31 protein-coding genes are annotated in these 18583 nt (G+C 43.6%); 3 read left to right on the top strand and 28 right to left on the bottom strand.

Annotation, left to right across the window (positions count from 1 at the left end):
• Nucleotides 1-85: 85 nt before the first annotated feature.
• Entirely contained in the window at nt 86-1087 is a 1002-nt protein-coding gene (locus RMY27_RS19195; protein WP_322665894.1) for a hypothetical protein, read from the top strand.
• A gap of 91 nt (nt 1088-1178) precedes the next feature.
• Nucleotides 1179-1916, top strand: a complete 738-nt coding sequence (locus tag RMY27_RS19200) for a type I restriction enzyme HsdR N-terminal domain-containing protein (protein WP_322665895.1) — start codon at nt 1179-1181, stop codon at nt 1914-1916.
• Between the two features lie 52 nt (nt 1917-1968).
• Here RMY27_RS19200 and RMY27_RS19205 read toward each other — a convergent pair whose 3' ends face one another.
• Both RMY27_RS19205 and RMY27_RS19210 read right to left on the bottom strand, forming a co-directional pair.
• A complete protein-coding gene (locus RMY27_RS19205; RefSeq protein ID WP_322665897.1) occupies nt 1969-2427 on the bottom strand; it encodes a DUF29 domain-containing protein in 459 nt (152 codons plus the stop codon).
• Nucleotides 2428-2469: 42 nt separating this feature from the next.
• Nucleotides 2470-2832, bottom strand: coding sequence for a helix-turn-helix domain-containing protein (locus RMY27_RS19210; protein ID WP_118167594.1), 363 nt, complete (start codon nt 2830-2832; stop codon nt 2470-2472).
• Between the two features lie 193 nt (nt 2833-3025).
• On the opposite strand from RMY27_RS19210, the gene RMY27_RS19215 reads away from it, so the two are divergent.
• Nucleotides 3026-3472 carry a hypothetical protein gene (locus RMY27_RS19215; protein WP_322665899.1) on the top strand — a complete coding sequence of 149 codons (447 nt, stop codon included), beginning with the start codon at nt 3026-3028 and terminating at the stop codon, nt 3470-3472.
• 9 nt (nt 3473-3481) lie between these two features.
• Here RMY27_RS19215 and prfA read toward each other — a convergent pair whose 3' ends face one another.
• From prfA to rplV, 26 genes are all read right to left on the bottom strand, one after another.
• Nucleotides 3482-4579 (bottom strand): peptide chain release factor 1, encoded by a 1098-nt coding sequence (prfA, locus tag RMY27_RS19220; RefSeq protein ID WP_322665900.1) that lies wholly within the window; start codon nt 4577-4579, stop codon nt 3482-3484.
• Between the two features lie 104 nt (nt 4580-4683).
• A complete protein-coding gene (gene rpmE, locus RMY27_RS19225) occupies nt 4684-4926 on the bottom strand; it encodes a 50S ribosomal protein L31 (RefSeq protein WP_229483376.1) in 243 nt (80 codons plus the stop codon).
• Nucleotides 4927-5045: 119 nt separating this feature from the next.
• Nucleotides 5046-5462: a 30S ribosomal protein S9 gene (rpsI, locus tag RMY27_RS19230; protein ID WP_104906415.1), complete on the bottom strand. Its 417-nt coding sequence runs from the start codon at nt 5460-5462 to the stop codon at nt 5046-5048.
• Nucleotides 5462-5923, bottom strand: coding sequence for a 50S ribosomal protein L13 (gene rplM / locus RMY27_RS19235; RefSeq protein ID WP_012410699.1), 462 nt, complete (start codon nt 5921-5923; stop codon nt 5462-5464). The genes rpsI and rplM overlap by 1 nt, the downstream gene beginning before the upstream one ends.
• A 119-nt stretch (nt 5924-6042) precedes the next feature.
• Nucleotides 6043-6888: a tRNA pseudouridine(38-40) synthase TruA gene (gene truA / locus RMY27_RS19240; protein WP_322666009.1), complete on the bottom strand. Its 846-nt coding sequence runs from the start codon at nt 6886-6888 to the stop codon at nt 6043-6045.
• Between the two features lie 117 nt (nt 6889-7005).
• Nucleotides 7006-7356, bottom strand: coding sequence for a 50S ribosomal protein L17 (gene rplQ / locus RMY27_RS19245; protein WP_100901254.1), 351 nt, complete (start codon nt 7354-7356; stop codon nt 7006-7008).
• A gap of 32 nt (nt 7357-7388) precedes the next feature.
• Nucleotides 7389-8336: a DNA-directed RNA polymerase subunit alpha gene (locus RMY27_RS19250; protein ID WP_094349104.1), complete on the bottom strand. Its 948-nt coding sequence runs from the start codon at nt 8334-8336 to the stop codon at nt 7389-7391.
• 311 nt (nt 8337-8647) lie between these two features.
• The gene (rpsK, locus tag RMY27_RS19255; protein ID WP_069070761.1) at nt 8648-9043 is read right to left on the bottom strand and encodes a 30S ribosomal protein S11; all 396 of its coding nucleotides are present in this window, start codon (nt 9041-9043) and stop codon (nt 8648-8650) included.
• Nucleotides 9044-9097: 54 nt separating this feature from the next.
• Nucleotides 9098-9478, bottom strand: coding sequence for a 30S ribosomal protein S13 (gene rpsM / locus RMY27_RS19260; RefSeq protein WP_099101135.1), 381 nt, complete (start codon nt 9476-9478; stop codon nt 9098-9100).
• 115 nt (nt 9479-9593) lie between these two features.
• Nucleotides 9594-9707, bottom strand: coding sequence for a 50S ribosomal protein L36 (rpmJ, locus tag RMY27_RS19265; RefSeq protein ID WP_015129703.1), 114 nt, complete (start codon nt 9705-9707; stop codon nt 9594-9596).
• A gap of 116 nt (nt 9708-9823) precedes the next feature.
• Nucleotides 9824-10048, bottom strand: coding sequence for a translation initiation factor IF-1 (gene infA / locus RMY27_RS19270; RefSeq protein WP_006276978.1), 225 nt, complete (start codon nt 10046-10048; stop codon nt 9824-9826).
• 311 nt (nt 10049-10359) lie between these two features.
• A complete protein-coding gene (locus RMY27_RS19275; protein ID WP_322665903.1) occupies nt 10360-10914 on the bottom strand; it encodes an adenylate kinase in 555 nt (184 codons plus the stop codon).
• 2 nt (nt 10915-10916) lie between these two features.
• Nucleotides 10917-12227 (bottom strand): preprotein translocase subunit SecY, encoded by a 1311-nt coding sequence (gene secY, locus RMY27_RS19280; RefSeq protein ID WP_322665905.1) that lies wholly within the window; start codon nt 12225-12227, stop codon nt 10917-10919.
• A gap of 74 nt (nt 12228-12301) precedes the next feature.
• Nucleotides 12302-12745 carry a 50S ribosomal protein L15 gene (gene rplO, locus RMY27_RS19285; RefSeq protein WP_289799263.1) on the bottom strand — a complete coding sequence of 148 codons (444 nt, stop codon included), beginning with the start codon at nt 12743-12745 and terminating at the stop codon, nt 12302-12304.
• Nucleotides 12746-12848: 103 nt separating this feature from the next.
• The gene (rpsE, locus tag RMY27_RS19290; protein ID WP_322665907.1) at nt 12849-13376 is read right to left on the bottom strand and encodes a 30S ribosomal protein S5; all 528 of its coding nucleotides are present in this window, start codon (nt 13374-13376) and stop codon (nt 12849-12851) included.
• A 93-nt stretch (nt 13377-13469) separates the two neighbouring features.
• Nucleotides 13470-13832: a 50S ribosomal protein L18 gene (gene rplR, locus RMY27_RS19295; RefSeq protein ID WP_322665909.1), complete on the bottom strand. Its 363-nt coding sequence runs from the start codon at nt 13830-13832 to the stop codon at nt 13470-13472.
• Nucleotides 13833-13834: 2 nt separating this feature from the next.
• The gene (rplF, locus tag RMY27_RS19300) at nt 13835-14383 is read right to left on the bottom strand and encodes a 50S ribosomal protein L6 (RefSeq protein WP_322665911.1); all 549 of its coding nucleotides are present in this window, start codon (nt 14381-14383) and stop codon (nt 13835-13837) included.
• A gap of 93 nt (nt 14384-14476) precedes the next feature.
• Complete coding sequence (gene rpsH, locus RMY27_RS19305; protein WP_094349096.1) at nt 14477-14878, bottom strand: 30S ribosomal protein S8; 402 nt, start codon at nt 14876-14878, stop codon at nt 14477-14479.
• A 20-nt stretch (nt 14879-14898) separates the two neighbouring features.
• Entirely contained in the window at nt 14899-15447 is a 549-nt protein-coding gene (gene rplE, locus RMY27_RS19310) for a 50S ribosomal protein L5 (protein ID WP_322665913.1), read from the bottom strand.
• Between the two features lie 116 nt (nt 15448-15563).
• Nucleotides 15564-15917, bottom strand: coding sequence for a 50S ribosomal protein L24 (rplX, locus tag RMY27_RS19315; protein WP_069070771.1), 354 nt, complete (start codon nt 15915-15917; stop codon nt 15564-15566).
• On the bottom strand, nt 15917-16285 hold the full coding sequence (rplN, locus tag RMY27_RS19320; RefSeq protein ID WP_099101129.1) for a 50S ribosomal protein L14: 369 nt from the start codon (nt 16283-16285) through the stop codon (nt 15917-15919). The genes rplX and rplN overlap by 1 nt, the downstream gene beginning before the upstream one ends.
• Before the next feature lie 46 nt (nt 16286-16331).
• Nucleotides 16332-16580: a 30S ribosomal protein S17 gene (gene rpsQ / locus RMY27_RS19325; RefSeq protein WP_094349093.1), complete on the bottom strand. Its 249-nt coding sequence runs from the start codon at nt 16578-16580 to the stop codon at nt 16332-16334.
• Nucleotides 16581-16586: 6 nt separating this feature from the next.
• Nucleotides 16587-16814, bottom strand: coding sequence for a 50S ribosomal protein L29 (gene rpmC, locus RMY27_RS19330; RefSeq protein WP_289799262.1), 228 nt, complete (start codon nt 16812-16814; stop codon nt 16587-16589).
• 3 nt (nt 16815-16817) lie between these two features.
• Complete coding sequence (gene rplP / locus RMY27_RS19335) at nt 16818-17243, bottom strand: 50S ribosomal protein L16 (protein ID WP_322665915.1); 426 nt, start codon at nt 17241-17243, stop codon at nt 16818-16820.
• 116 nt (nt 17244-17359) lie between these two features.
• Nucleotides 17360-18142: a 30S ribosomal protein S3 gene (rpsC, locus tag RMY27_RS19340; RefSeq protein ID WP_322665917.1), complete on the bottom strand. Its 783-nt coding sequence runs from the start codon at nt 18140-18142 to the stop codon at nt 17360-17362.
• Nucleotides 18143-18194: 52 nt separating this feature from the next.
• Nucleotides 18195-18551 (bottom strand): 50S ribosomal protein L22, encoded by a 357-nt coding sequence (gene rplV, locus RMY27_RS19345; protein ID WP_069070777.1) that lies wholly within the window; start codon nt 18549-18551, stop codon nt 18195-18197.
• Nucleotides 18552-18583: the final 32 nt, after the last annotated feature.

Consider the following 18583-nt stretch of genomic DNA (forward strand, 5'->3'; position numbering starts at 1 on the left):
ATAACTTTATCCTAGAAGCTCTTTTCTATGCAGCTTCATATTAAATTGGTATAAATCTAAAGATTTTCATCATAGATTTATAACTTTGGTATTACCTAAAAAAAATGAACCTGAAAAAGTGAATGAATGCGACGGAGATTATGATATAGGAATTCAAATCAGAAAAAAAGAGGTTCACTCTACATTCAGGAATTCAAATTTAGAATTTTTCCCAGAAAATATTTTATTCTATGATGCTTTGAGGTACTACCGTGATGATATAGTCAAGCTCAATACTGATATTTACAGTAAAGAAGATGTACAGGCAGATAAAGATGATTTTATCAAAGCTGTAGCCGCTGTAGTAGAACGTAGGCAAAATATTTTATTAGATGAAATAAAAAATATCCGAGAAAGCTTTACGAGAATAAAAAATGGTGATGCTTTGACAGGATCAGAAATCAAGGCGATTGAAAATGCTATTCAGAAGATAAAAGATTTACGACTTTTGAGTAAAAGAGTACCTAGCTTTGTTTATAAAGATGAAGATACAGGCTTTATTGCTAAATATGTTGAATATTATCGTACCCTTTATAAGGCATGGAACACTAAACACGCTATCCATAAAAACTTCGGTTACTACGAGCCAAGAAATATAGACATATTTTACGATATGAGGGTTTTTGCTGAAGGAAGAAATGAAAATGAAATGTTGAAAAAGTTTACCAAAGAAGCTAAACAGGAATTAGAAAGTATCCTTAATGAGCTTACCTCTGCAAATGAATCTTTAAAAACATTTATTCCTGAATTAGTCATACAAATTAACTCATTTTATGACAATTTTATAAGTGAAGTAGGTGTCAAAGTTCAATATGAAGCTATAAGAAAATTATCACCTCAAAGCGCAGATTCTGAATTCTGGACGGCTTTAATTAAAGAGAAAGGCAAGGTACAGCTTCCAGGTGAAAACTATACAAAGAATGTATGTAGGACATTGAAGAACGAACTTGAAAGTGAGCAAAGCCTCAATACATTTTTAGAGATTAAAGCAGGTGAGTATTGGGCAGAATTAGTTACTAAAATATTAAGCTTTTTCGGAGAAAAATAGACAGATAGCAATTTAAAATCGCATGGTAAATACTAAGGGATGCAATATTATTGCATCCCTATAACCAGTTTATAAACCAACCTGACTATCTATGACTAGCTTAAGTGAAGAAATATCCGGAAAACTAAATATATATAAGATAGACTATGCAGAATATACAAAGTGTTTGATTAGAAGGAGGGAAATTGTTCTTGATGGACGACCAGAAGAAAAAATTAGGCAATTGTTTCTCTACTTTTTAGTAAATCAAAGTGGACTATTCCCAAATAAAATTGATATAAGGGTGGAATCTGATAATCATGATATAGAATTATATAAAACTGCAGAAAATGGATATTTTAAACCATATTCTCCTCCTCTAATGATTGTGGAAGTCAAACGAGAAGAAGAAAACTTACGGAATCATGAAAAGCAGATTGAAAGATACCTAAAACAATCTTGTTCAGAAATTGGTATTTTATACAATTATCACCAAATTATTGCTTATATCAAAAAAGATGGAGTCTTTATGAGTAATACTCTCAATAATCTTGAAGATATAACACCTTTAATCTTCCAAAGTTCTAATAAATTAGATAAAAATCTACTAGAATTTGAAAAAGCTGTAAATGGAAGTTTTGATAGTTTTGTTTATCTTGTTAATAAATATGGAAAATATAAACTTAACAGAATAGTTTTCAGGCTTAAAGGTGAGCAGTTACCCATAGTAGGATCTTTCTTCAAATTTCAAGAAAACAAGCTGTACTACAATATATATGTTCAAGATGTTGAAAAACAGCAAAGCTGTGATTTACAAGATTTTGAAAAGCTAGTTTCTATTACTTATTGACAAATATAATGTGTCTCCAAATAGCAAATGATCGCAAGGAAAATTGCAGGAATTATACTTCCCAGTCTTGACGAGTATTGCACAGAAAATTGTCTGCGATCGCATCATCAAATAAATACGGGCAATGTTCTGGAAAAGTTCGTAATGGTAAGTTAGTTTCTCGTAGCGCCAAATCGACTCCTGCTTCAAAGCCATCTAACAAGGCTTCTTCGATTCGAGACTTTAAGCTAGGGTTCTGCCGCAGATGCCTATGAATGGCGCGACGCTGTTCTCGAATTGTTAAAAACCAACTGCGAGAGCGTTGTTCGGGTTGATACTCCCACTTCAAAAGATGACCGAGTAATACACTCAGACGGCTCACGAGTTCCCGATACTCCTGTCTCCCCAAAGCTTGAATTTCCTCTTGCAGGTGTTGCCAGTCTAGTTCCATAACTAGCCTCTGCTCTAACGCTTTAGCCTGCTGCTGTGTCCAGCCATAGAAGTCTTGATCGTACAAAAAACGTTTGTCCATATTGAATTTTGACAGCAAGCGTCACTACGAATTACGAATTATTCAACTTGCTTTTGCTTCATCCCCAGACGCTTCAGCCACAGCCGCCAATCTATCTGCCGCCGCTTGCACAATTTGAGCCACTTGCGCCAGAGGCATGTGCTGGATTTGTCTCAGAATCAGACTTAAATCTGAAGTTTCTGCAATTGGCTTACCATCCAGACAGCTAAGTAACTCCTGGAGTGTGTAACCCGCTCTCGCTGCGATTTTTGCTAAATATTCAGTATCTGGCACATTCACACCCTTTTCCCACAACTGAACAGCAGTAGCAGAAACTCCCAAAAGCTTGCCAAAAGCTCGCTGGCTCATTGAACCACGAGCTAGCTTGATGATTTCAATCAGTTTTTCTCTGCTTTCGATGTTCACTATTTATATAGCTAGCCAACTGTATTTACAAGTTTAGTGAGGAAAATCTAAAACTTTACTTTTAGCTTGACAAGCTTCATTGTTAATGATAATTTAAAATGATTATTGTAAGACCGCAATGAAACTTGCAATATCGATATAAAAATTTCAATCACGTTATCGGTAGTAATGCCGACAATATAAAGGGTGCATCATGTTTGGCAAGCCACGCAAGACTAATCAATATCGCCGCAAGGGTCGAAATCTTATAGCCACTAATAAAATTAAACCAGAACAGTGGCAACTTTCAAACGCTGAGGTAAAAGAAGCTCTGAAAGCCAAAGGTTACGATGTTAAGCAAATCAAAAAAATCCACCGTCTGAAGCATCAGGTGTGTATTTCCTACTGGGATGTAAAAGGCAATATATGCAGCAGCTTTTTTAGCTACCGGATTTTTGTACGTTGGCAAGAGGAAGCAGAAAAGCTAATTTATACCTGTCAAACTCTGAAGCAATGGGCAAGGCTAAATTACGTTATGAAGTACGAATTTGCCTATTACCGTTATCCTAGTGTAATGGAAGATGCACTTCACGCGATATTAGAAAACCACCTGTGTGTGTTACAAGCAACAGTACAACAAGTGGTTTTGCAGGCTATTTAACAGCAAAAATTAGTTAGCGGCAGAAGTCGCTAACTCTGCGAGACGTTCTTGTTGGTCTAGAGATATACAAGACTGGATAAGTGTCTCTAAATCACCATCCAAAACAGGAGTAAGGGAATAATTCTGACCTAACCGATGATCGGTAGCCCGGTTATCTTTATAATTATAGGTGCGAATTTTTTCCGATCGCGATCCAGTACCAACCTGCGATCGCCGCATGGAAGTTACAGCTTCTTGTTGTTCGCTTAACTTGATTTCATACAACTTCGCCCGCAGAATTTGCATCGCCCGTTCTTTGTTTTGCAACTGGCTGCGTTCTTCTGTACAGAAAATGCGTATTCCCGTTGGTTTGTGCATCAAGTCAACGGCTGTTTCCACCTTGTTGACGTTTTGTCCACCAGCACCGCCAGAACGAGCTGTAGTCATTTCAATATCTTTCGGGTCAATGTGAATTTCCACATCATCTACCTCTGGCATAATCGCTACGGTAGCCGTGGAAGTATGAACCCGTCCCCCAGATTCAGTTGCCGGCACGCGCTGCACACGATGCACTCCAGCTTCAAACTTTAGCTGGCTGTAAACGTCATTACCTTTAATTTCTAAAATGACCTCTTTCCAGCCACCCATTTCTCCACGAGATTCGCTCACTAGAGAAACTTTCCAACCTTGAGTCTGAGCATAGCGGGTGTACATCTGCATCAAATCGCCAGCCCAAATACTTGCTTCATCGCCACCAGTACCAGCGCGAATTTCCAACATGATATTCTTTTCATCATTGGGGTCGCGTGGTAACAGCAAGACTTTCAAGCGAGACTCTAAATGTTCTATTTTTTCTTCAAGTTCTTTTACTTCCAGTGATGCCATTTCTTGCAACTCTGGGTCACTTGCAGATTCTTTGTAAACCTGACGCGCTCCGATCAAGTCTTCTTGGGCTGTTTTCCAAATTTCATAAGTATTAACTACCTCTTCCAAAGAAGAACGAGACTTAGCAATTTCTTGATACTCGTCAGGATTGCTAGCAGTATCGGGGTCGCCAAGACGACGTGTTAATTCATTAAAAGTTTGTTCAACGGATTTTAGTTTGTCCAGTAAGTATGATTCAGCCATGACGATTGCGATCGCTCCTTAAAAAAATAACAAATTGGCTCGAGCATATAAATGAAAATCGACCCAGCTGATGCAGGGCCGTCGTTAACAGCAGAGCCAACCCGCTACTTTTTGTTTTGATCGTCGCCAGATGCTTGAGTGCTGCTCATACCGTACTTGCGGAGGAAGCGCTCTACTCGACCCTCAGTGTCAATAATCTTCTGAGTGCCGGTGTAAAATGGGTGATTTCCAGACCAAACATCTACATGCAATTCTGGCTTGGTAGAGCCAATGGTCATAACAACTTGACCGTTGCAGTAAACTTTAGCATCTGGATACCACTTGGGGTGAATATCAGCTTTAGCCATTGTTCCTTTTGTGATGAATCTATATCAATTATAACTTTCAGGTTTCAATTGAAGCTAGGGAGAGGGGTGTGGCAGAGATGAGGTAAATGCCCCATGCCCAATGCCCCATGCCCAATTCCCTAACGCTTAGAGTATTGAGGTGCTTTCCGAGCTTTATGTAAACCATATTTCTTACGCTCTTTTGCTCTGGGATCGCGAGTCAAATAACCTTCGGTTTTCAAAGGTGGGCGGTTGTCTGGGTCAAGTTGGCATAAAGCACGAGCAACTCCCAAACGAACAGAATCAGCCTGTCCGGTCAAGCCGCCGCCTTCTGCTTTCACCAAAATGTCATATTCGTTTTCTAGTCCCAGAGTTTCCAGGGGTGCTTTAATCACTCCCAGGTAGTTAGGGTTGAATTGGAAATACAAGGTTCCATCTTTACCGTTCACAATCAGTTGACCGGTGCCTGGAACCAAGCGTACCCGTGCTACTGCGTTCTTACGACGGCCAGTACCCCAGTATACGGCGCGACCGCTATTAGCATCTGCTACTACCATTAATTTTCTTCTCCAGGAATTGTACTAACTTTTAGTTCTTTAGGTTTTTGAGCATCATGGGGATGCGTAGGCCCAGCGTAGACTTTTAGCTTGGTGAACAACTGCTTACCCAGGCTATTTTTAGGTAGCATACCTTTAACAGCTTGTTCTAAAATTCGCTCTGGTATGCGGTCTTGCAGTTTAGCGAAAGTTTCGGTTTTCATCCCACCAGGACGACCAGAATGGCGGCGGTAAAGCTTTTGAGTGCGCTTCTTGCCTGTAACTGCTACTTTCTCGGCATTGATGACGATTACGAAGTCACCTGTATCTAGATGAGGTGTATATTCGGGTTTCTTTTTGCCTCTCAATACCTGAGCGATTTCACTAGCAAGCCGACCGAGGCGTTTATCGGTGGCATCTACTATGTACCACTCACGCTCAAGGGTTGCTTGAGAAGGAAGGTATGTTTTAACTGTTGTCATTTGTCATTTGTCCTTTGTCATTTTAAATTTGTCATTAGTCATTTGTCCTTTGTCATTTGTCAGTTGTCCTTTGTTATTCACTAATGACCATTGTACAGACGCGATTAATCGCGTCTGTACTAACCAATGACTAATGACTCTTGACTAGTGACGAACTTTGGCAAGGTGTCGTACCAAATCTCTTTTGGAAAGGGAAAATCGGGATAGCCGACTCGCAACAAGCACAAGCCTTGGGGCGGTGCGGCATATTTCACTTCTTCTCGGCGTTCTTCTTTCCAGAGTTCGGTGAAGTTAGAAAGTGTTCGTTGTCCAGAACCTACTTCTACCAGCATCCCTACCAACAGCCGTACCATGCCATACAAAAATCCATCTGCCTGTATTTCAATATGGATAAATGGCCCACTGCGACGACACTCTGCTGCTTGCACCTCTACCCAGGAATGCGATCGCTTTGAGCCTGCACGGTGAAAAGCAGCTAAGTGATGCTTTCCCAAGAGAGGTTTTAGGGCAGCTTGGATTAAAGATTCATCCAGGGGTGCATAATAATAATGCCAACTGAAGGGTCTTACAAACAAGTTAAGCCGATCTTCAGTATATATTGTGTAGCGATACCGTCGATAGGCTGCACTAAAGCGGGCGTGCCAACGGTTATCTACACTAGCTGAAGCCCTGATTAATATATCTGGCGGCAGATAGCTATTTAGGATTGTTGCCCACTTGTGAGGCGGAATTAAACCTGTTGCTTCAAAATGGGCTACTTGAGCAGCTGCATGAACTCCAGAATCGGTTCGCCCAGCACCATGTAGTGTTACATGATACCCAAGAATAGTAGCGATCGCAATTTCGATCTCTTCTTGGACTGTCCGGTGTTGTTTTTGCCTTTGCCAGCCATGAAAATGAGTGCCTAGGTATTGGATTACCAAGGCTACTCGATGAGTTTGTGTCGGCTGGTGGCTTTCTAACATACAGATTTTGTCCTTTGTCATTTGTCCTTCGTCATTTGTCCTTTGTCAGTTGTCCTTTGTTATTCACTAATGACCAATGAGGAATGACTAATGACTAATAACCAATGACTAAATGACTTAAACCAATTCAATTATTGCCATTTTTGCATTATCGCCTCGACGCGGTACGGTATGCAGAATGCGGGTATAACCGCCCTGGCGATCGCCATATCGAGTTGGAGCTTGCTCAAATAGAGCGTGAACCAGTTGTTTGTCGAAGATATAGCCAAGAGCTTCCCGACGTGCTGCCAAGGAGCCATTTTTAGCAAGGGTAATCATTTTTTCCACTTCACTTCGGAGAACTTTCGCTCTAATCAAAGTGGTGGTGATTTTACCATGACGGATCAGCTCGGTGGCGAGCGATCGCAGTAAAGCACGGCGTTGATCGGCTGGTTTACTGAGTTTTTTGACGCGACAACGGTGACGCATAATTATGCACTATGAATTATGAACGGTTTTTCTTAAGGGTGTTTAGAGCCTCTTTCCATTGGCAGGGTGATGCCCAAGCGTCGCTGCAAAGCTTCCACGACCTCTTCTGCTGACTTCTGCCCAAAGTTCTTAATTTCTAAGAGGTCTTCTTGGGTATAATCCAACAAATCTGCCACAGAGTTAACTTGTGCCCGTTTGAGACAGTTATATGCCCGAACAGAAAGTTGCAACTCTTCGATGGGTATCTGGGCAGTTGGGTCGTCTGGAATATCGGAACCTGTGTCTGTTGGTTCTAGGGAGATGTCTTTCAACGGGTTGAATAAATCTACCAAGATCGCAGCGGCAGAAGATAGTGCTTCTTGAGGGGAAATACTACCATTTGTCCAAACTTCCAACAGTAGTCGGTCTTTTGGAATCAAGCCTTCCCCACGAGATTCTTCAACACTGTAGTTGACTTTCCGCACCGGCATAAATATCGAGTCGATTTGGAGAAAATCCAACGATGTGGCTTCCTCACGTCCTCGCTCTACGGTGCGATAGCCTTTGCCCTTCTCGATCCGAAATTCCATTTCCAGCTTTCCACCCTCAGCGATGGTGGCTACATACTGAGTCTGATCGATGACTTCTACTTCACTGGGTAAATCAAAATGTGCCGCAGTGATTGTTGCTGGGCCGCTAACAAGTAATCTACCAATCTGAGGCTGCGAAGAATAGTTTTTCAGGATAACTTCCTTCATTCTCATGAGGATTTCCAGCACATCTTCCCGCACGCCCGGAACTGTAGCGAATTCATGTGAAACGCCCGCAATCCGCACTGCTGTAACTGCTGTACCTTCTAGATTAGACAGTAAAACCCGCCGCAGTGCGTTGCCAACAGTTGTTCCTTGACCGCGTTCTAGAGGTTCCAATACAAATTTACTGTAATGGTTCCGACTTTCTTCGGTATTCGACTCTACACATTCAATTTGAAACTGCGCCACGGATGAGCCTCCCTTTTTCTAAGGTGCTGCTAGCAGACAAATCAATTGCCTCCAGAATTGAATTTATGTCCTGTAGATTATTAGGTCTATCAAACTACTAGTATAAAATTACGGTATAGTTTGACACTCCTATTCAGCTTGCAGGCGCTAATAATATTTTGGGTAGCCCGAAGTTTAACAGCTTTCCCGGCGGGAAAATCTGACACGCTTTTGGTCGCCCAACCTTTCACTCAATGACAGTTTGAACGTTAGACGCTCAAGCGGTCATTGCTGGCTTTAACTTTTCGTCCTCACTGTCCAAGCTTTGGTATTTAAACTCGACGGCGCTTGGGTGGACGACAACCATTGTGAGGAATCGGGGTAATATCCCGAATCAGTGTAATTTCCAGTCCTGCTCCTTGGAGCGCTCGGATAGCGGTTTCTCTACCTGCTCCTGGGCCACTGACCATTACTTCAATTTGGCGCATTCCTTGATCGATAGCTCGACGGGCTGCACTTTCAGCTGCGGTTTGTGCTGCAAAGGGAGTTCCCTTTTTTGCTCCCTTAAAACCGCTAGAACCAGCACTGGCCCAGGAGATGACATCTCCATTTTGATCGGTAATGGTGACAATGCTATTGTTGAAAGTAGACTGGATGTAGGCCATTCCACTGGGTACATTCCGTTTCTGCTTCTTGCTCCCGGTTTTTTTAGTTGGTTGTCTCGCCATACTTGTTTAGTTGATTTAAGGTAAAACTTGCTCGGATTAACAAGCGTTGCAAAATTATTTCCCTGGAGCCTTCTTCTTCCCAGCCACTGTCTGCCTTCTGCCTCGACGGGTTCTAGCATTGGTGCGAGTTCTTTGGCCTCTGACTGGTAAGCCCATGCGATGACGACGACCTCTGTAGGTACCAATGTCAACTAAGCGCTTGATGTTCAAAGACTCCAAGCGCCGCAAGTCGCCTTCAACTTGATAGTTGGTTTCTATTTCCCCTCGTAGGGCTGTTACATCGGCATCACTTAAGTCCTTAACGCGAGTATCTGGGTTCACACCAGTTGTCGCTATAATTTCTTGAGCGCGTGATAATCCAATTCCGTAGATGTAAGTTAGACCGATCTCGACGCGCTTATCGCGTGGAAGGTCTACTCCGGCAATACGTGCCACAATGAACTCTCCCTATTGTTGTCGCAATTACTGTTGGTTGGAAAAACGTGATTAATCGCGTCTTTTCGTTTTAATGATGATATGCGTCCTGCAACTAGCTCTGTTGGTAAGAGCGTTATCCTTGACGTTGTTTGTGCTTGGGATTCACGCAAATCACCATAACGCGACCACGACGTTTGATCACGTTACATTTTTCACAAATTTTCTTGACTGAGGCTCTAACTTTCATGCCTTTTATTTTTGACTCCAAATATAAGATTATAGCATTTATAGGGAAATTAATCCAGTTAAATGACTAATAAACAGCCAAAAAAATGGTTTTATGGTAAAATTCTCTACATATACTTACTTCTTGCGTAGTCGATAGGTGATTCTGCCTTTGGTCAAGTCGTAAGGAGTTAACTCCACCTTGACGCGATCGCCGGGCAAAATCTTGATATAATTTCGGCGAATCTTGCCGGAAATGTGTGCTAGCACGTTAAAGCCATTGTCCAAGTCAACGCGAAACATCGCATTGGGCAAGGACTCTGTAACCGTGCCTTCCATTTCAATCAAATCTTGCTTAGACAATTTGTTTTTTCCTCAACTCAACAATTTCGTGTTCAGTTGCAGCGCTTCCTCTGCAAAGAAACACATTTTAAGAAATATATCAACAGTTTATTAATATATCTTAGCTAAAATTGATCTTTTTTTTGGTATGGGGCATCCCTTCTCTGCGAGACGCTACGCGAACGACTTCTCTACGAGACGCTACGCGTTGCGTTAGCGGAGCTTTCGCTTTAGCGATACGCTCAGGGCAAGTGGGCATGGGGCATTGGGAAAGAATGACTGTAGCTCCTCTCATGCTTCCTTGTCTTCCTCATGCCCTCCCCCTTTCTTGTTCAGGAAGCGATTACCTTTTGTAGTTCATCAGTGACATCTTCTTGGGACTGATTGCCATTGACTGTTAGGAGTTTTTTGCGATCGCCGTAATAATCAATTAAAGGTGCAGTTTCAGCACGGTAAACTTCTAAACGACGACGAATCACTTCTTCGGTATCATCTTTTCGTCCTCTAGCTAGCAAACGTGCGATGACAATTTCATCTGGTGCATCTAAATTGACTACCCTTTCGCCACCTTGATGTATTGCTTCCAGTAACTTCTCCAGAAAAGCTGCTTGGGTCACTTTCCGGGGGAATCCATCAAGAATCCAACCATTTTTGGCATCTGGCTGATCGAGGCGCTCCTGTACCAAGTCTTCCACTAGCTGGTCGGGTACTAACTCGCCGCTATCAACATAGCTTTGAGCTTTGATTCCTAAAGGAGTCTGCTCTGTCATGGCTTGCCTTAATATTTCACCCGTAGAGATATGGGGAATACTCAAGTGTTGAGCCAAAGTTTGAGCTTGTGTTCCTTTACCCGCTCCAGGTGGCCCCAAGAAGATTAATCGCGTCACTATTATTTCACCATTCCTTCATAGCGCTGAGAGATGACATAAGTTTGGACTTGTTTGGCTGTCTCAATTGCCACACCAACTAAAATTAACAAAGAGGTTGCACCTATCCCCTGGAAAGTTTTCACATTCAAAGCACTTTCCACGGCTGTGGGGATAATCGCAACGAAGCCCAAAAAGATCGCACCTAAAAAAGTGAGTCGGTTGGACACACGTTCTATATACTCGCTAGTTGCCTTACCGGGACGAATTCCGGGAATACTAGAACCCATTTTCTTCAAGTTCTGCGCCACATCTACTGGGTTGAGAATCAACGAAGAATAAAAGTAGCTGAAGAAAATGATGGAAACCATGTACACCAAGGCATAGACCCAGGAGCTAGAACCACTTGGACTCAAATAAGTGTTAACTATATTCGCCAAATCGGCATTTTTAGTAAAATTGGCGATCAGTAGTGGCAAACTGAGGATGGCAGCAGCAAAAATAATTGGCATTACGCCGCCTTGATTTAGCCGCAGGGGCAGATAGCTGCGCTGCTCTGCTAAAACTCTCCGACCTACTTGGCGACGAGCTGAAATAATTGGGATGCGGCGCATTCCTTCTTGCACAATCACAATACCAACAATTGTTGCTAGGAAAACTAAGATCAGCACGATCACCCGACCTACTGTTTCCCGACCACCTACTTGTACCAAATCGATGGTATCGCCTAAAGCTTTTGGTAATGACGCAACAATGTTGACAAAAATCAACAAGGATGCACCATTACCAATGCCCCGTTCTGTAATTAGTTCTGATGCCCACATGACGAACATAGAACCAGCAGTCAAAGCGATCGCAGTTTCAGCGACAAATATGGGCCCTGGCTTGATGGCGAATTGCTGAAGGAATAATGCCGAAAAAGCTGTACTTTGAAGAATTGCCCAAACTACAGTGACATAGCGGGTAATTTGCGATATTTTTCGCCGACCGGCTTCCCCTTCATTTTTTTGTAAATTTTCTAAAGATGGAATTGCCGCAGTGAGCAATTGGATGATAATAGACGCATTAATGAAGGGCAAAATTCCTAAAGCAAAGACTCCCAAAGTCGAAAGTCCTCGCCCGGAAAATATATCCAATAAGCCGAATATGGAATTACTGCCCGATATGGCTTCGGCAAATCTCGGTCTATCAATCCCTGGTACGGGTAAGAAAATACCCAGGCGAACCAAAATTAAAATACCGACGGTCACAAGCAGCCTACCTCTTAGGCCAGCTGCCTGTGCCATCTGCATAAAAGTTTCTTGAGCCGTTGGGGCTTTATCTCGACTGATCATAGAGTGCTACCTTTATAGTGAACCAAGCACTGGCAGCGAGTTGGCTTGCATTTAAGTGCGCTGTTCCGGCTCACTCATAAGACTTCACAACTACCACCAGCTGCCTCAATTTTGCTACGAGCTGAACCTGTGAAAGCTGCCGCTTGTACTTTGAGCGGGATGCTCAATTCCCCGTTACCTAAAACTTTCAGTGGCCCTTTGACAGCAGTCAGGATACCTGCGGCTTTCAATGAGGTCAAAGTTACTTCCGTATTCGCGGGAAGGGAGGCTAGCTTCTCTACATTAATCGTAGTGTAAATCCTCTGATTAATAATCGGAAAGCCCTTCAGCTTAGGTAAGCGGCGGTACAATGGCTGTTGACCACCTTCAAAACCTGGGCGGGTACCACTACCAGAACGAGATTTTTGACCCCGCATACCTAGACCAGCACTAGCGCCTTGACCAGCAGAAATACCTCTGGCTACACGGCGCTTGCGTTTCTTTGAGCCTTTTTGCGGCTTAACATCATGGAGTCTCATAAGTTATCAAGTTCTCATTTGTCGTTTGTCATTTGTCGTTTGTCATTTGTCATTTGTCCTTTGTTATTCACTAATGACTCATGACCAATGACTAATGACTAAATTAGATGTAGAGATTTTGAATAGGAATACCGCGATCTTCGGCTACTTCAGAAAGGGTACGCAGTGTAGATAAGGCATTAACTGCGGCTCTAGCATTATTGAGCGGATTGTTGGAGCCTAGTTGTTTGGCTAGGACGTTACGAACTCCGGCTAATTCCAACACAGTTCGCACAGCACCACCAGCAATTACCCCAGTACCAGGTGCGGCTGGACGCATAAGCACTTTTGCACCACCACCGACACCATCAATAGGATGGGGGATGGAGTTGGATTTGGTGATTGGGATATCAATGAGGTGTTTTTTGCCGTCGGCTACGCCTTTTTTAACAGCACCTATTACATCTGAAGCTTTGCCTACTCCAACTCCAACCTGACCGCGTTCGTTACCAACGACAACGATCGCTCGGAAGCTGAGTTTTTTACCACCTTTGACCACTTTACTTACGCGGCGGATTTGGATCACCCGCTCTTGCCAAGTGGTTTCTTCTTTTTTGGCACGCTTTGTTCTACTTTTACGCTCTGTTGCCATAATTCATGCTCTGGTGAACGTCATTTGTCAGTTGTCATTTGTCATTTGTCCTTTGTCATTTGTCCAATAACTAATGACTAATGACCAATGACTTTAGAAATCTAAACCAGCTTCGCGTGCCGCATCAGCGAGTGCTTTGACACGACCATGATATAAGTTACCACCGCGATCAAAGACTACTTTGGTAATGCCTTTTTCTAGTGATCGCACTGCGATCAACTTCCCAACTTGTACCGATGCGTCACGGTTTGCACATGACGCTAAACTAGATTTCAACTCTGGTTCTACAGTCGATGCGGCCACGATAGTTTGATGCTGAGTATCATCAATTACTTGGGCATAAATATGCTCATTAGAACGAAATACCGCTAAACGCGGACGTTCTGGGGAGCCAACAACTTTGCCGCGAACGCGTCGATGACGACGGTTTTTTGATTCTCTACGAGTAAGTTTCATTTCTACTTCTTACCACCCTTACCAGTCTTACCAGCTTTTCGTCTGACCACTTCACCGGCATAGCGGATGCCTTTACCTTTGTAAGGTTCTGGTGGACGAACGGCACGAATTTTGGCGGCTGTGTTACCTACGATTTCTTTGTCATAGCCGCTAACAATGACGTTAGTGGTACCTTCTACTGCAAACTGAATTCCATCTGGTGGTTCAATTTGCACTTGATGGCTATAACCCATATTTAAAACTAGGTTACGCCCTTGAATTTGTGCCCTGTAACCAACACCTTGGATTTCCAAGCGGCGCTGAAAACCTTGGGAAACTCCCTCGACCATATTGGCAACTAAAGTGCGGCTCAAGCCGTGCAATTGCTTCGATGTCCGAGTTTCATCCCGACGATTTACGTGTAATATTTCTCCCTCTTGAGAGAGTGAGACATTATCTCTGAGAGTGCGAGAAAGTTCTCCTTTCGGGCCTTTCACCACAATATTCGTACCATTGATCGCCACTTGAACTTTGGCGGGAATAGTAATTGGACGTTTACCAATACGTGACATGACTTTTTGTCCTTTGTTATTTGTCCTTTGTCCTTTGTCCTTTGTCTTTCACTAATAACAAATGACTAATGACCAATGACTAATGACCAATGACTACCAAACGTAACAAAGTACTTCGCCACCCAAGTTCTGACGCCGCGCTTCGCGGTCAGTCATAATGCCACTGGATGTAGAAATAATGGCAATGCCAATGCCGCCTAGTACCCTTGGTAATTCTTTTCGATTTGAATAAACACGCAAGCCAGGCTTACTCACTCGCTTTAAGGCGGTGATCAGAGGCTGACGGTTTTTTCCCTTGTATTTCAGGGAAATCACCAGATTGCGTTTTACCCCTTCTTCTGCTTCTTCGATTTCAGCAATAAAGCCTTCCTCCCGTAGCACTTTGGCAATGCTTCGGGTCAATTTTGTCGCTGGCACTTGTGTAGTTTGATGCCGCGCCAGGTTGGCATTGCGGATGCGCGTCAGCATATCTGCAATTGTGTCGTTAGCCGCCATCGTTCCCTCTATAGATGAACTTATTGATCGCGAAAAGGCATTCCTAATTCTTTAAGTAAGGCGCGTCCTTCTTCGTCGTTTGTTGCTGTGGTGATGATGGAAATATCCATCCCACGCACTTGATCGATGCTGTCGTATTCGACTTCTGGAAAAATTAGCTGTTCTCTCACACCCAAAGTGTAGTTACCGCGTCCGTCAAAGCTTTTAGGGCTAACGCCGCGAAAATCTCGAATTCTAGGTAGTGACAGGCTAACTAACCGATCGAAAAAGGCATACATCCGTTCGGCTCTGAGAGTAACCATGATCCCCACAGGCATCCCTTGACGAATCTTAAAGCCAGCGATCGCCTTTTTCGCCCGTGTCACCACTGGTTTTTGACCTGTTACCAGGGCAATTTCGTTAATGGATGCCTCTAGAGACTTCGCATTTTGAGCTGCTTCACCCAAACCCCGGTTAATCGTCACCTTTACCAACTTCGGTACTTGATGAACGTTGGTATATTGAAACTGATTAATCAGTTTGGGAACGATTGTCTCTTGATATAAGGTTTTGAGTCTTGTTGTCGCCATAGTTTTTTGTCCTGATATCCCTGGGCTTGGTCAGGGAACAAAGTTATGAGTTATAAGTTATGAGTTATGAGTTATGAGTTAAATTTAATTCCTAACTCTTAATTCCTAACTTCTAACTATTTATCGAGAATTTCGCCAGTTTTCTTGAGTTTTCTCACCTTTTTGCCTTCTGAGGTAAAGGTGTAACCAACACGACTGGCAACGTTTTGCTTGGTGGAATAAAGCATTACGTTGGAGCTATGAATTGGGAATTCTTGGGTAATAATTCGCCCTGATTCCCCTTCCTGCTGGGGTTTAACGTGCTTGGTTTTAATGTTGACACCTTTGACGATGACTTTACTCAGTTGGGGAAGTGCCTGAGTAATTTCGCCAACTTTTCCTTTGTCTTTGCCAGCAATCACTTGTACAGTGTCGCCAGTTTTGACGTGCATTTTGTGGAATACTTTGGGCGTACCCTGTTTGGTTGCCATTAAAGCACCTCCGGAGCCAGAGAAACAATTTTGGTGAAGTTTTTATCGCGCAGTTCCCGTGCAACTGGGCCAAAAACCCGTGTGCCTCTGGGATTACCGTCTTTGTTGATGATTACAGCAGCGTTATCATCAAAGCGAATACTCATGCCGCTGTCACGATTTACAGCTTTCCGAGTCCGAACAATTACTGCTTCCACAACATCAGACTTTTTAACAGCCATGTTGGGTGTAGCATCTTTGACAACTGCGATAATTTTATCGCCGATGAAACCATAACGACGGTTGCCTCCGCCTAAGATGCGGATACACATTAGTTTGCGGGCACCGCTATTATCTGCGACATTCAGGTAAGTCTGAGGTTGAATCACAATTATTCTCCCTTGTAATGTTGTTAGAAACTAACAACGATGAGGTTTAAGTAGGCTTGACGTTCAGGACTTCTGTGATTTTCCAGCGCTTGGTTTTACTCAGGGGTCTAGTTTCCTGAATGCGAACGCGATCGCCTACTTTACACTGATTTTCTTCGTCGTGAACTTTATATCGTTGGGTGTTAACCACAATCTTGCCGTACTTGGGGTGAGGAGCGCGGTTTTCTATGGCGACTACCACAGTTTTTTGCATTTTATCGCTCACTACCAAGCCAACTCGTTCTTTAACTGCCATAATCTCCTACTTTGCTTCTTTAGCCGATTGACTTGCTGCCCGTTTGCGTTCTGTTTCTAGCGTCAGCAGTTGGGCTAGGCGGTGGCGCAATTGTCGAAACTGATGGGGTTTTTCTAGTTGTCTGGTGGCTTTTTGCAAGCGCAACTGAAATAGTTGTCTTTTGATCGCGACAATTTCATCAGAGAGCTTCTCGTCGCTTAATTCTCTAGCTTCTGAAATCTTGGGAAGAGGCATAAGCTACTCCTGCTCCTGTGGTTGAGAGCGCACAATAAATTTAGTTTTGATGGGCAGTTTAAATGAAGCCAAACGCATCGCTTCACGGGCTATTTCTTCAGAAACTCCACCAATTTCAAACAAAATTCGTCCTGGCTTGACTACAGCTACCCAAAACTCTGGATTACCTTTACCGGAACCCATCCGGGTTTCAGCAGGACGCATGGTTACTGGTTTATCAGGGAAAATCCGAATCCAGATTTGTCCACCCCGACGAATATAACGAGTCATTGCCCGACGGGAAGCCTCGATTTGACGCGAGGTAATCCAAGCAGGTTCTTGAGCTTGGAGTGCAAAATCACCGAAGTTGAGGCTACTACCACGGCTGGCTAGTCCTTCCATCCGTCCGCGCTGTTGTTTGCGGAATTTAGTTCTTCTAGGGCTTAACATGGTTTGTTACTTGTCATTTGTCATTTGTCCTACCCTACGGGAAGCCGCCAAAGGCCGTCTATGTCATTTGTCATCTGCCATTTACTAATGACTAATGACTAATGACTAATGACGATTTATCCTTCATTTGAGCGGTCTTCAAATTGCTGGCGACGACGTTGTTGTTGACGGCGGCGGGGTTCACGTTCGCGATCGCGTGGGTCACGTTCGCGATCGCGGCTTGCTGGTGGTAGTGGATCTGGTTCCTGTCCAGGAATAATTTCTCCCTTGAACACCCATACTTTGATACCCAAAATGCCGTAAACAGTTTTTGCCGTGCAATAAGAGTAGTCAATGTCAGCCCGTAAGGTATGTAAAGGTACTCTACCTTCACGAGTCCACTCTGTCCGGGCAATTTCCGCACCGTTGAGGCGACCGCTAACTTGGATTTTAATACCTTGGACACCAGCGCGTTGGGCGCGTTGAATCGATTGCCGCACTACCCGCCGAAAGGAAACCCGACGTTCCAATTGTTGAGCAATGTATTCAGCAATTAGGTAGGCATCAGCATCAACTCGTTGAACTTCAACTACGTTAATCCGAATTTGACGGTTACTACCCAACAGTCCTTGGAGTCCGGTACGTAAGGATTCGATACCTTGTCCACCACGTCCCACTACTACCCCAGGTCTAGCTGTGCGTACTTCTAAGTCGATTTGGTCGGCTTTGCGCTCAATCCGCACTTCGGAAATTCCGGCGTTGTTTTGAGCCTGTCTACCCAGCTTTTGTTCTATATATTGACGGAGTTTGTAATCTTCTTGTAGAAGTTCTGGATAGCGATCGGGAACAGCAAACCAACGGGATTGATGTTCATGTGTAATACCCAGGCGAAAACCAACTGGATGAATCTTTTGTCCCACAAATGCTTCCTCTAAAATTTCTTACTTTACGCAATTTATTGGGTAAACGTGCTTATTTTTCTGGAGCAGCTGCAACAGCTACGGTAATATGACACGTCGGCTTGCGAATTTGGTAAGCTCGACCTTGCGCTCTTGGTTGGAAGCGCTTCAACGGTGGTCCTTGATCGGCATAAGCCTGAGTAATCACTAGTTGAGTCCGATCTAGCCCAGCGTTGTGTTCGGCATTGGCAGCAGCGCTTCTGAGAACCTTCAATATGGGTTCAGTGGCGCGATAGGGCATGAATTCCAGGATGATTAACGCTTCTCGGTAAGATCGCCCACGGATTTGATCGAGTACCCGACGCACCTTGTAGGCCGAGATGCGGATAAAACGAGCGATCGCTTTTACTTCAGTAGTATTAGTAGCCATAATTTTCTCCAATTTTGTCCTTCGTCCTTCGT

The sequence above is a fragment of the Nostoc sp. DedQUE09 genome (assembly GCF_034530915.1).
Taxonomy (GTDB): Bacteria; Cyanobacteriota; Cyanobacteriia; order Cyanobacteriales; family Nostocaceae; genus Nostoc.